5 protein-coding genes are annotated in these 14097 nt (G+C 37.4%); all 5 read right to left on the bottom strand.

The genetic code is table 11. From position 1 onward, the window contains the following. Window positions 1-143: 143 nt before the first annotated feature. The 5 genes from FNZ24_RS08560 to FNZ24_RS08540 all read right to left on the bottom strand — a co-directional run bounded on the left by FNZ24_RS08560 (window position 144) and on the right by FNZ24_RS08540 (window position 14019). Entirely contained in the window at window positions 144-4835 is a 4692-nt protein-coding gene (locus FNZ24_RS08560; RefSeq protein ID WP_153914070.1) for a thrombospondin type 3 repeat-containing protein, read from the bottom strand. A 425-nt stretch (window positions 4836-5260) separates the two neighbouring features. Then, window positions 5261-6802 (bottom strand): MBL fold metallo-hydrolase RNA specificity domain-containing protein, encoded by a 1542-nt coding sequence (locus FNZ24_RS08555; RefSeq protein ID WP_153914069.1) that lies wholly within the window; start codon window positions 6800-6802, stop codon window positions 5261-5263. A gap of 334 nt (window positions 6803-7136) precedes the next feature. Continuing rightward, a complete protein-coding gene (locus FNZ24_RS08550; RefSeq protein ID WP_153914068.1) occupies window positions 7137-8303 on the bottom strand; it encodes a nucleotide sugar dehydrogenase in 1167 nt (388 codons plus the stop codon). Between the two features lie 241 nt (window positions 8304-8544). Then, window positions 8545-10764, bottom strand: a complete 2220-nt coding sequence (locus tag FNZ24_RS08545; RefSeq protein WP_228768423.1) for a thioredoxin domain-containing protein — start codon at window positions 10762-10764, stop codon at window positions 8545-8547. An 84-nt stretch (window positions 10765-10848) separates the two neighbouring features. Next, a complete protein-coding gene (locus FNZ24_RS08540) occupies window positions 10849-14019 on the bottom strand; it encodes a CRTAC1 family protein (RefSeq protein WP_153914066.1) in 3171 nt (1056 codons plus the stop codon). Between the last annotated feature and the right edge of the window lie 78 nt (window positions 14020-14097).

Genomic DNA, 14097 nt, shown 5'->3' with positions numbered 1-14097 from the left:
GGGTGGATGAAGATTCACTTTCTAGCGTCGTGACATTGCTAGATTCTACGCTCGAGTTTATTGAGTCTTATACAATTCAATAAATTTTATTAATCCATSAAATAAAAGGGGCAAATGCCCCTTTTATTTGTGATTAATAAAATTTATTGAATTGTATAAGACTCAATAAACTCGAGCGTAGAATCTAGCAATGTCACGACGCTAGAAAGTGAATCTTCATCCACCCCTTTAATTGCAACAACTTGTGAGCCAAGATCTTCGTAGCTAGTCACTGAAATATCCCTCCAGTGTCCAGCAAGTGTATATCGACCTAATTCAGTTGTGTCCAGTCCATTTTTAACGACCAACTGAACATTACCATTAGCATTATTAAACCCTATTAAAGCAAACTCATTAAAGTTGTCAGCATTCAAGTCGCCAAGTTCGACGACTTGAACATTATTCCAATTTGCTGGCCAACTAAAGTTAGCTATTCGGGTATTTGCAAGCTTACCATCGTTAATGCGTAAAAAGACTTTACCATTATCAGGGTTTTCACCAAATACAGCCACATCACGAAGATTGTCTCCAGTTCTATCTGCCACTAATAATGGTTTTACGTCAGTCAAATCATTAGGCCAACTAAAGGTACGGATAACACCACGTTTATCATGTCCTTTTTTTATTAGCCATTGATAACGTCCATCATCTTTTCGTTGTCCAAACTGACCCCAATCAATAGTCCCATCGCCATCTACATCATCCATTTTGATGAGTTGAATATTAGACCATAATTTATTCCAGTTATAGACATCAACTTTAGAGCTTGAATCAGCACCATCATAGATAAACAATTGCCCCTTATCTAATCGAGTATGACGCCCATATAGTGCCACTTCAGGTACACCATCAAACGTTATATCGCTCATAGTCACAAATTGAGTATCAGTCCATAAGTTTGGCCATTTGAATGTTTGATAACTCGCTCTGGTAGCGCCATCTTTAACAACCAACTGCTTCGTACCATTACTTAAGTGCACACCACTGATAGCGTATTCTTCAACGCTGTCACCAGTAAGATCATCAAGTGATTGGAAAGTAACATCACCTAATACCGCAGGCCACGTAAAGATGCTTAACCTGTTACCACTTGAAGTGTCATAAACATGCAATTTGTATTTGTTGGTGCTAGTTTCATATCCAAAAATACCAAGCTCGTTACTTCCGTTACCATTATTATCAGCTAGGAGATGTAAAGTAACTGACTCGAAATCAAACAACATTTCAAAGTTATTAATTGGTGTGTAGTCACTACCTGAGAACGTTTCAATATATAAAGAATCATCAGTTTGATAATACCCTAGTACATCTATATATCCATCGTTATTGATATCTGCGATATTCATAAGCGATAACACTGGAGTTGGAGTATCGTTAGCATCTAATGGGTCTGTTCCAGCTAAAAACTCATCATAATCACTAACCCCATCCATATCTGAATCAGCATTATTGACATCTGTACCTAGTGCAATTTCTTCAGCGTTAGTTAAACCGTCACCATCATTATCCGCAGAGGCATCACTTGGGTCAGTTGGGTCTAAGCCTGCTAAGACTTCAACTCCATCTGATATGCCATCAAAGTCAGTATCACTGTTATAAAGGTCGGTCCCATAATCAACTTCTTGATAGTTATTAAGACCATCCATATCATCATCAGCTAGAGCTGCCCACTCATCTTCATACTGAGCTAAATCAAATAACTGTAACGTATTGAAGCGTGGGGCGATAAAGTATCCGCCTCGCTCATCTTCAGTAATAACACCATCGTAATTTGTATCTCTGTTGTATATTGAGCGCTCGAAAACGAGTGCTAAACCACTACTGTCAACAGAAATAATATCCCAAGTTCGTACACGTTCAACGGTACTGTCTCCAGCAATGAACATTTCTAGCACGTTATCATTAATGGTATAAGCCCAATTTTGATATTGGTCTAGATTAATAAATGTTTCATTTGTTTCATAATCAACAGCACCACCAATACCACGTCGCATAGTCCCATCTTCACGGAACTGATAACCCCAAACGTTTTCAAGCAACAACTGTTCTCCATCCCACTGCTCGGGTATATGAGAATTAATTCCTGAAAAATACATTTCTGGCAATTGAGTGGCAATATTATCGATAAAGGTACTGTAGCTATTATCAAACTTAGCTAGTTTTGCAGTATAAACACTTTGTAAAACATCATTTTCAAAGACTTCATATAAAGCGAGGTAAGTTTTACCCTCTTTTTTAAATGGTGTGACTGTTATCTTGCGTTCAGCATCGGATAAAACCAACATGTCACTTTGCAACTGCCAAGTAGACATGCTACCTAACATGCTTGAGCTAACTGAATTATCTGAATGTAAGTCTACAACCTCGGTATAAAGACCATTCGACTCTCCACCACCACGATAAGCACCATAAGTGATGTCATACTGTAAAAATAGTGCCCATTTACCTTCTAACTCAGCTTCATTAGTGTCAACTAAAAGGCTATTAATGGTACTTTCCCATGTCACAACCTCTTCATTTAAACTACTGTGTGTTGGTAAGTCACCACTCCAGTTCCACTCGTCTGGAAATACCAATGTTTTAACTTGCTCAGTTGAATGAACAAGTTGCAACTGATTATTAACGATACCTAGTTTAGTAAAGACCGAATCTCCTGTAGCAATTTGCTCCTCTATCTGAGTATCATAAATATTACCTAAATTATGCTGCTCGATTAGCCAATCAGCTACATCTTGACCATATAAATTACCCACTTCAGTAAATGGATAAGAATAATAGTTAAAACTTGTTAGTGATGGAGTGTTGAAATCTATCTGCAGTTGACCATTTATCACAGACCAAGCCATCTCTCCTGTTGAGAAGCTTTCTAACCAGCCTGTACCATAGGTACCCGCATTACTACTGTTGAAATCTAATGTGATCCCCGAATGAGGTAATAAATCATCATGCGTTTCATTTAACAAGACGGCTGTTGAATTATGTAATTCCCCATCAGTGAAGCTAATAGAAGATGAAGCGGGTGTGGAACTGCTTGATAGAGGGTCAGAACCTTGCTCAATTTCAAACCCATCAGAAAAACCATCTCCATCTGAATCAAGCTCTAAAGGGTTAAGACCAAGCGATATTTCATCACTATCATTTACGCCATCATAATCAGAGTCTGCAGCAGTAGGTGAAGTGCCATATTCTTCTTCTTCATAATTGTTTAAACCATCACCATCATCATCAGGCAATGATTCCCAAGCTTCTGGGTATAAACTTAAATCTAGCACTTGCATCGAGTTCATTCTTGGATGGATATAGTTTCCGATTTCCTCTTGAACAATAACCCCGTCATTATCAAAATCATAGCCCAAATAAGAATACTCAAAAACTAGAGCTAAACCATTAGAATCTACAGAAACAACTTCCCAATGCCTTTCCCTATATGTGGTTGTTGTATTATAAGTAGCTTCTACATCATTACTAACAACAGAGTAATCCCACTTTTGACCAAAATAAAAATTGGGATTTCCATCGTCATCATAAGTTGAACCTACACCACGATAGAAAGTGCCATCATCTAAAAATTTATATCCCCACACTTGATCAAATTGTGGTTTATCACCATCCCATGCATCTAAATACGAGAGATTTATGCCAGGAAGCTGAATTTCAGGTAACTCTGTCACCATATTGTCAGTAAACTGGTTATAAGTATTATCAAATTTTGCAACAGAGCTTCCAAAAACTCTAACTAAATTTAAGCCTTCATATTGTTTAACGGAAGCAAAAAATGCCTTGCCAGCTTCTATAATCGGTGTGATCACAAACTTTGTGTTCGTATCTATATTCAATAAAGTTAGATCACCATTTTCCATTGACCATTCGAAATTTTTATCCGAATGCACATTGCTGGTTGAGCCATCACTATTCAGTGTTAAGCGCTCACCAAAAGTACCATATTGTGGGTTAGTGTCATCCAGCCAGAAAAAATCAGAGAATAGATCGAGTAACCACTGACCGGAGAGGCTTTCTAAGCTCTCACCAGAAAACAAACTATTGGTGGTTGTATATAAGTTCTCTTCAAAATCAAACTCTTCAGATGAAGTTATTGTTGCGACATTCCAGTCCCATTCAGCTGGAACAAAAAGTTTATAATCATCGCTGCCTGTACCTTTTATTCTTGAAACAATACCTTCAGTACTCAATTTTTCAAACGTTGCATCAAAAGATACTTCTTCCTGATAGGTAATGTTATTAGATATCTCTCCAGCTTCAGCTTTTGCGATGAGATGATCTGCGATCTCTTGGCCATAAACTCTAGCGATGTTTTCAAAAGGAGCCCAATCAGATTCATCCTTTATTCTGGGTATACTTGTTATGTGAAGGTTGCCATTTTCAACAGACCAATTAAGAGAATCTTCATCGTACCAAGACGCCTCATCAAAACCGGCAATCCCTGAACCATCGCTATTGAATCTAAATACAGCAGCGCCCCGAGGCACATAACCTTCTCTTGTGTCATCAAGCAATACATAGTTCTTATCTGCTACCTCAGCAGCGCTAAAACTAAGCCCATTAGCATTAATTTCTGATTGATTTTTATTATTAGCAACTGAATCAATGTGGCTTGAAAACGATGTTATTTGATGAGATGTAGGACTACTTTTTGAAGAAAAATATTGACCTTGTTTTTTTGAAAAATCTTGAGATGCTAACAGCTCTTCTGATAAATGAGTCTCTAGGTTATTGGCACCTGCAGGGGCTGAAATAGCAAGCACTAAGCCTGCAAACATCATCCGTGATATATTCATTACTTTATCCTTATTGAAATTAAGGTTAACTGCAAAATTAAAACATAAATAGTTTACACTGCAGACACCCCCTCAACAACAAAAACGCAACAAGTTAAGCCAAAAGTTTAACAAAAAACAGCGTGTTATATTGGCATAAAATCGGATAAATATAACAGGCTTAACTTATATAACTAGAGACTTAAGCCCTAAAAACACGCTAGCTGTTGAATTTATCTTGATTTATCAACATCAGAAAAGTTACTTGAAATAATATGAATTTTAACACACCAACTTAATATTAAACTGAGCAGTATGCATCCCTTAAAGCCTTTGGAGCATCTGAATGTAGTAATTTAATTTGTGTTTTCTAACGCCAGCAACTGTCAGTAATAGAGTAGATAAGAGTCTATACGTTAAACACCAGCGCACTTAACATCAGCAAACTAAACGCCTATTACGACCTCTTCAACCAAGGGGGTTAAGGTTTTTTTCAAACTTTCTTTAGCCTCATCATCACCATGCACAATGATGACTTTTTCAGGGCCAACTCTAATACGTTTAATAAAGTTAACTAAATTAGCCTTATCTGCATGGGCTGAGTAACCTGAAATAGTATGAATATTAGCTGCTATATCAATTTTTTGACCATCTAGCATGACATAGCCACCATTTGAATGACCAAAGCGCTGGATATCGCGACCTGGAGTACCTTTAGCTTGATAGCCGACAAATAAAACATCTGTGCTAGCTTCGGGTAAAAAACGCTTTAAATAATTGACTACTCGGCCACCAGCGCACATACCACTTGCTGCAATAACAATCGCGCTTTTGTTCCGTTTAGCTAAATAATCAATAGTGGCCAAATGCTCCTGATGGGAATTGACGGTATACAAACTATCGAAATCAAGTGGGTTTCGCCCTTGACGTACCACCCGCTTAGCCTCAGCGTCCCATAAAGATTGGAATATTTTATAGTGATCGGTAAATTTGGCAGCCATTGGCGAGTCAACTATCACCTCCAATTGTGAAAGTTGCTTGTCACCTCCGCGACTAATGATTTGTTCAATTTCATACAGTAACTCTTGCGTTCGACCAATGCTAAACGCGGGAATGATCACAATGCCTTTGTCTGCAATAGCTTTTTTTATCACCGTTTGTAATTGTTGTTGACGTGCTTTACGCCCTTGATGAACTCGATCCCCGTAGGTACTTTCTATCACTACTACATCAGCTCGATATGGACTACGAGGCGCCGCCAACAAGGGCGTGTAGGTAGCGCCTAAATCACCAGAAAAAACAATCCGTTTAGATTTAGTAGCCTTAACGGTATCTCCGGCAGAAAAATTGATATGCGTTTTATAGGTTGAAACAGATGTTGATGCGAGTCTACTGCCCGACTCAGAATAAGAGTTCGACTCAGCCTCATTAGATGTATTGTGTGAACGGCTAGTTGTTGAGACAGAAGATGAGTCGATTTTATCAACTAATGGTAATACATCGACTTCAATATAAGCAGAACCTAGAATATGGCCTGCGGGTTGGAATTTAATTTTTACCTGATGTGTATCAACTTCGGCTAATAATTGCCATTGACGGTATGGCACTGCAACCAGTTGTTTTGCTAGGCGATTAAGGCAAGCCTCAATCATGTTTTTATTTCGTGTAACACCGACTTTAAGCGCATCCTCAATCACCTTGGGCAATAGTGCCGCAGTAGCTGTTGAAGCATAAATGGGACCTGTAAAACCTGCTGCAAGTAAATAAGGAATTCGCCCCACATGATCGATATGGCAGTGAGTCACTAATAGAGCTTGTACATTGCTGACATCGAATTCGATAGCAAGTTGATGTTGATTACTATTACCGGATGTCTCGGCGCCTTGAAATAAGCCACAATCAACTAATAGACTATTATCAGCATCAATTTTTAATTCATGACATGATCCGGTAACGCCAGTCACTGCGCCATGGTGAATAATTTGCATAACCCATCCTTAGGTTTTGTAGAACGTTGGAAATAATCCTAATTAAAATAATATTAGCTGATCCTACTAACTATAAAAAAGCCTTGTAACCAAAGATTTACTATAATTGATAATAAAAGCTAACCTATTGCCGATTATATTGGCAATTTCAAATAATGATATGTTCCCTTGATTCGAGACCAAGTAGGTCCAATTAACATTACGTGGCGACTATAATTTCTTTGGTTTATTAAAGATAACTCAATCTAAAACCGAACTTAACATAGGAAGGTAAATAAAAAAAAGGAAAAAAAACCAGCATAATTTGCTGGTTTTCATATTAAATCACCATGGATTAGTCACTACCGAATAAATCTCGTGTATAAACTTTGTCTTGTACATCTGACAACACATCTTCCATTCTATTAGCAATAATGACATCTGACTTCTGTTTAAAATCTTCGAAATCAGAAATCACTTTGGAGTTAAAAAATACTGACTCTTTCATTACAGGTTCATAAATTATAACTTCAATACCTTTCGCTTTAATTCGCTTCATGATCCCTTGAATTGCTGATGCTCTAAAGTTATCTGAACCGGATTTCATCACTAAACGATAAATACCGACAACCTTAGGGTTACCTTTAATAATCGAATCTGCGATAAAATCTTTGCGAACTGTGTTAGCGTCAACAATTGCACCAATAATGCTATTTGGTACATCAGCATAATTAGCACGTAATTGTTTAGTATCTTTAGGGAGACAATACCCACCGTAGCCAAATGAAGGATTGTTATAATGAGCTCCAATACGAGGATCTAGACTTACACCTTCGATAATTTGTCTACTGTTTAAACCATGGCTTTCTGCATAGCTATCTAATTCATTAAAGTAAGCAACTCGCATCGCAAGATAGGTATTTGAAAAAAGTTTCACTGCCTCGGCTTCAGTTGAGTCAGTGAATAAAACCTCAATATCTTGCTTTTTTGCCCCTTGAACTAACAAAGCCGCAAATTGACTCGCCCTTTCAGAATGTTCCCCTACAATAATCCTTGAGGGATATAAATTGTCCTGTAACGCTTTGCCTTCACGAAGAAATTCAGGTGAAAAAATAATATTATCAGTATTAAATTTTTTTCTAACACTATGAGTGTAACCTACTGGAACAGTTGACTTGATCACCATCACAGCACTGGGGTTGACTGCTATAACATCCTTAATGACAGATTCTACAGTCCCAGTATTAAAATAATTAGTTTCTGGATCATAATCTGTTGGCGTAGCAATAATCACGAATTCCGCATCGGAATAGGCTTTTTGTTTATCTAATGTGGCGGTTAAACTGAGTGGTACTGAATCTAAATAATTTTCGATATCTACATCAACAATGGTAGATTTATTTTGATTTATTAACTCAACTCTCGATTCCACAATATCGACTGCAACCACGGTATTATGCTGAGCTAGCAACACTGCATTTGAAAGACCAACATAACCCGTACCCGCTACAGCAATTTTCATATTAATACTCATTTTAAAGTTGATTTAAGGGTTTATTTGATGCAGCAAAGCTGAAAACCGACAATATTGTATCATTAAAACTCTAAAAAACCTCAAACTCTCTTCCACGAAAGAATCAATTAATTTCAATAACCTAAGTCACCAAGTGGTGAATAATAATGACATAATTGAAGCTTGCTTTTTCTTGTTAACACTTACATCCCTTTAGCTACCCCTGCAAGTTCAAGCGCCATTTACTCAATTATATTGCAACGATATTAAGAGTTTCAGGTAATAAACATAGTTTATCGGAACAAGACTGAAGGTTGATGATAACCATAGGCTCTTTCATAACGTTTAAGTTGCTTGTATCCATCTGAATACTAAAATCACCTTCAAACAATTTTAAAGGCTTATTTGAAAAGCTAAGTGATTGCAACTTTGCTTTAGGGTAAGTCACTTCAATTTGAGCACTGTTATATTCAGTTAAATGTCGAATACTTAACTGAGTTGGCAAATAACGCTCATCCATCACCGAATCAGCGTTGATATGCCAGCCATGCTTCAGTTCAAAATTTGCTGTTATGCTGTTATTTTTTTTGGTGAGTGTAATTTTTCCATTGCCATTAGCAAAATATGCATGGCCAACATTAACAGGAGCGGCCTTCGCAGAAAGTTGGTTTGATAAGTTATATTCATTGACTAATAAATGTAATTGTCTTTCATCAAAACTAGCAATACTTCTAGACAACTTATTATAACTTGGCTCTTTAAGTAGTTTATATCCCTTAACAAAAGCCTCATAAACATTGGATTTTATTGAAGCTAATTCACCATCAGTATTTAATGCCATCAATGTTTTAAAGCTCGCTTTAGACGTTAATGTATCACCCAGCGTTTTCAACAGTATATCGGCTCGAACTTTAGCGCTTGATGCTTGCTCCATCTCTGGCCATGATTCATAAAACGACAATTTTAAAAGTGCTAATGCGAACATAGCATAATCATCAAATTGTGCTTCAATACTAACTTTCCCTAAAAATTCACTTCTAAACAGGCGTCCGTCTATAAAAAAGTGCTGCCATAAACTATTAATTAATTGTTCAGCTTGAACGAAAAACCTTTGATCATTAGTAACTGTAAATGCTTCCATTAGTGCAATGGCATATAAAGCATTCCAACTAACCAATACTTTTTCATCAATGAGAGGTTTAGTAGCGATATCTCTATAAGATTGTACTTTTGATACAAACTCTGTCGCTCGCCAGTCTTCGGGTAGTGTCTTAAGCGATAATAAGGAGGTATGAGGAGCCAGGTGATTTGCACGATTATATTGAAAATATGTTTTGGCTTGAGTGTCTATTTGAATGACTCCCTGAGGCAATTGGTAATAAGCGCCTTCTATGCCATCTGATAAGGCAGATACAGCAGAAGCATAGCCATGTGGTTGCTTGAGCCATTGTTTTACCCAGCTATTAGTTTGCTCTAATGCGGTTAAATATTCTCTTTTGTTAGTAATGGCATATAACTTTGATAATACCCTCATCATATTAGCTTGCGTATAAAGCATTTTTTCAAAATGAGGTTGTTGCCAACTTCCATCGACAGCATATCGATGAACCCCACCCTCAATAGCATCATACGTTGGGCTTAATAGAATGCTACGTACTTGCGACTCAACAATGTTTAAATAAGCTCTATCTCCAGTTCTTAAATATTCGTCGAGTTGACCTAATGACCAATTGGCCCTTAAAAATCGAGGCCCCTTCTGAGTTGACTCAGCCTTCAATAGATTCAATATATTTTTATGTTGTTTTGGTAGTGCGGTATTTAATACAGAACTCGAAGCAATATGCTGTTTATCGACTTCCGCATAATATAGATCTTTCTTCAGTTGATGCTTTATACGATTAGATAAGGTTAAAATGGCTTGTGGCTTTTGCTGCCAGCGCCTCGCCAATCCAGCCAGGACGTTTTTAAAGTTGTCTTTTGTAAGATAGGAATCAATCCAAACAATATTGCCGTCTGGCGTTAACACAACATTTATTGGCCACCCTGCATTACCCTTCAAGACTTCTAAAGCAGACTTAAAACGGTTATCAACTAAAGGCCATTGTTCCCTATCAACTTTAATGCTGGTGTAATCTTGATTAAGAATTTGAGCAATTTCCAAAGAGGAAAAAGACTCTTCTGCCATGACATGGCACCAATGGCATGTAGAGTAACCAATAGACACAAATATGAGCTTTGATGACTTGTTGCTACTTTGCTCAAAAGATTGAGACCAAGGCAGCCAATTTATCGGCTGCAATGCATGACTGAGTAAATAGGGAGAATCAGAATTTATCAATTCATTAAGGTATTCTGGCTTGCTTTTTATAGTGGCAATACCTTGCGAAATAAACCATGATTCTCGCGCTTCATAAATACTTAATAGGGTTTTATCTAATGCTAAGTCATTTGCCTTAGCATTATGATTCATCAAGCCTGAACTCAACAAAAAAACGATAAATGATAACCGGTAAATCATGTCACTCTCTCTGATAATAGCGAGCTAAAAAATAAACTATTTAGTCGCTACTTGATGTTGTTTTGCATATCGAATGGTATAGCTTCGATTTGCTGGGACATTTTCAAAAGACTGACGTTCACCATTAGGCCAAATAACCACTACTCTAGCCAATTGAGCTTTACCGAGCCCAACATGCTGCTCTTTAGGATGAACAGACATGTAACCTTGACTGCCACTGACTTGACGCCAACTATAGGTATCATCATCTGTACCAATGATTATCTGTGCGCCAATTCCATCGAGGTTAACGCCTAAATCAGGTGCACCTTGAAGTTTTATTTTTAGCCAGTTATTTGCCAGCTTCTGAGCTTGGTTTTCAAATAATTGAGCTGAATCATGATAGTTATTAACTACCACATCTAAGTCACCATCATTATCAAAATCTAAATATGCTGCAGAGCGAGAGTTTGCTATAAGATCCAGTCCACTTAACGTTGAAACATTATCCAATTTCCCACCACTGTTTAAAAAGAAAACATTACTTGCTTTAGCTGCATCTGGAAATTCAACACTCATTGATTCGCCGGACAGAGGATCTGCATAATAAGGATTATCTGTCGAATATACGTAATAATCATTCATGCCATTTAGCACGTATAAATCATCATCACTATCATTATCAACGTCAAAGAAATCTGCATCCCAAGCCCATCCTGTCGAAGAATAACCACGCCCAACAAGATCACTGTGTTGGTAATTTAAAGCTCCCTTCGCATTTTTAGTCGACAAAAATAAATCATTACCTTCCACCACACGCATGTTGGCGAGTTTAGTAGGATTAAACTCGGCTTGAGTGTCCTGACTAGGTAAGACGTATTTTTGATCCTTATTCATCGTCACAATGTTCGATACATAAATATCAGGTATACCATCACGATTTAAGTCACTTAAACTCAGGTTCATTGTGTATGAAGGTTTATCAGTGCCAATTTTAGATGAATAGTCTACAAAACCGTTTCCTTGGTTATTAATATAATAAGCATTAACACCAAAATCGTTTCCGACAATCAGATCTTGCCATCCATCTAAGTTCAAATCTGTATGGGTAACAGCCTGTCCCCAACCATTATTATCTGCGCCTAAGGCATTTTTAGCTTCTTCAAACTTAAAACCACCTTTATTGATAAAGAGGACATTTTTGCCACCATTATCATTACGCCTTTTTAATGTAGGTAAGTCGCCTTTCAGATAGTTACCGAAATATTGAATGTAAATATCTAATAAGCCATCATTATTCACATCAAATGTCGTTGCTGGGCCACCGACCATACCTGCGCCGCCAAGGTTGGATAGCGAGCTTACTTCTACAAATTTACCATCACCATCATTCCGATATACATGATGTAGTTCATCAACATAAGTAATAATAATATCTTGGTCGCCATCGTTGTCTAAATCAGCAATTAATGGCTGCCTTGGCTCCCCTGCACTTTTTTCACTTCCTTCGCGGCGGCTAACATTTAATAATCCAGACTGTTCGGTTACATCTTCAAAATTATCACCACGATTAAGAAATAATTTATTACCTAAGCCGCTTAAAATTAAAATATCAGTAAGACCATCACCATTAATATCTTCTGCTGCAACACCACTGCCCCCGAAAGCAGGCGGTATGGTAATAATGCCGGTTTGCTCATCTTTATCTAGATAGCTTCTGAGTTGACGGCTTAACCAATCTGATGAGCGATGTTCGGATAAAACACCTTTACTGGCAGTAACATTATTGAAGTAACGATCCGATGAAGCCAGCTTCTGACTATCTGCAGAAATAATTTGAGCTTGAGCAACATTGGTAGGCTTATATGCAGCATAATTGATAATATCTTGATTAAGCTCCTCATAAGTCTTAACGATTAATGTCGATTTTAATTCTTTAATCTCTAACTCTTTGCCCATCTCCCCAGATTTACGTAATAACAAAACACCATAATGTGCAATCGCTTCACTGAGTAGCTCTGCAGCAAACGGGTCTGCTTCTAGCTTAACAAGATCACCAGCATCAATTAATGCTTCTTTTAAGAAGGTCCAATGCAAACCTGAGTCTCTAAAAGCATCCATATCGTAAGACTCTATAATTACCTGCTGCTCTTTAGGATAATTGGGGTAAAAAATGACATCTTCATATTCATTAACTTCGTGTGGCAATAAGCCATGAATTGAGGCTGCGACATCACTTTCACCGATGATCACACTTGAACCAGCTTTAGATTGTGCATCTAAATATAAAGTACCAGAAAATGCGATCATTGCTTCAGTAAAATACTGCTTGAATTCCCTAGCTTCTACCTCGTCTTTTGGCATTGATAATTTAGCAAAATAAACTTGAAGATTACGCGCAAAAAGAGTTTGATTAACATCGTTGTATTGATTAAAAGCCGCAATTTTCTTGTCTATAAGTCCCATAAACAGACCTGAACTGACAGCTTTTCTTGAAGCTGAAGATGTAAGTTCAGTCGAGGAAGCTTGGTTAAGTTGTATATTAGGTAGAAGAGTATGGCTTACATCATTAACAACAGATGCAGTAATTTGATATTCATCTGATGAACGCGCAGTAAAGTCAGATATTTTTAATAGCGTTAACGTCATCAAGTCAACTAAATGAGTAACTTCTTCAGCTGCTGAATTAGAAAGGCTAGGTAGTTCTACATCAAAATCAAGTAACACCTCTTGCTCAACTGCCAACATTGCTCTTAATGTATAAGCAATTGAACCATAATGCTGTTGGTCTCTTGTTGTAATTTCCTCTTGAATATCATCAACAATGACACGCCAGCCAGGTTTATCATTAATTTGAGTTTGTTCGACAGAAAACAGAGACTGGGACGCTTTATGCACCTGCTCTTTTGTTAATACCTCAACACTTGGGTTTTGGGTCGCTGCTAATTTCCAGATTGTACGTACTAAGGATTTCTGGTATTCAGTTTTGGCGTAACGCGCTTCTTCAGATAAAGGAGTACCGTAAATAAGCCCTTCAAGACGTGTCGCTGTTGCATGACACTTAGGATCTTTCGTTGACTCTAATTTACCCATTAATTCGAGCAATGAAGACTTGTTCGGAAGAGAATCAAATACAGTTTCATTACTGTATACGTTTAATGAAGTACAACTTAAAGTAATAAGCACATTTAAGCTAACGACTTTAGACCATTTAGAAAACGCCAACATAGATACAACCCTTAAAGCAAATGGCCAGCTTCAATCATCGAAGCTGGCAAAATAAATCAGCATGCAGACTTTACTCTG

Source organism: Shewanella sp. TC10, from assembly GCF_009663145.1.
GTDB lineage: Bacteria > Pseudomonadota > Gammaproteobacteria > Enterobacterales > Shewanellaceae > Shewanella.
The sequence above is the reverse complement of the archived record's forward strand: the minus strand, read 5'-3'. Positions and strand labels throughout refer to the sequence as shown.

What these genes read in the sequence shown, in the direction of transcription:
- FNZ24_RS08560 (WP_153914070.1), bottom strand. Translation starts at nt 4,835, where the DNA reads ATGAATATATCACGGATGATGTTTGCAGGCTTAGTGCTTGCTATTTCA.
- FNZ24_RS08555 (WP_153914069.1), bottom strand. Translation starts at nt 6,802, where the DNA reads ATGCAAATTATTCACCATGGCGCAGTGACTGGCGTTACCGGATCATGT.
- FNZ24_RS08550 (WP_153914068.1), bottom strand. Translation starts at nt 8,303, where the DNA reads ATGAAAATTGCTGTAGCGGGTACGGGTTATGTTGGTCTTTCAAATGCA.
- FNZ24_RS08545 (WP_228768423.1), bottom strand. Translation starts at nt 10,764, where the DNA reads ATGAATCATAATGCTAAGGCAAATGACTTAGCATTAGATAAAACCCTA.
- FNZ24_RS08540 (WP_153914066.1), bottom strand. Translation starts at nt 14,019, where the DNA reads ATGTTGGCGTTTTCTAAATGGTCTAAAGTCGTTAGCTTAAATGTGCTT.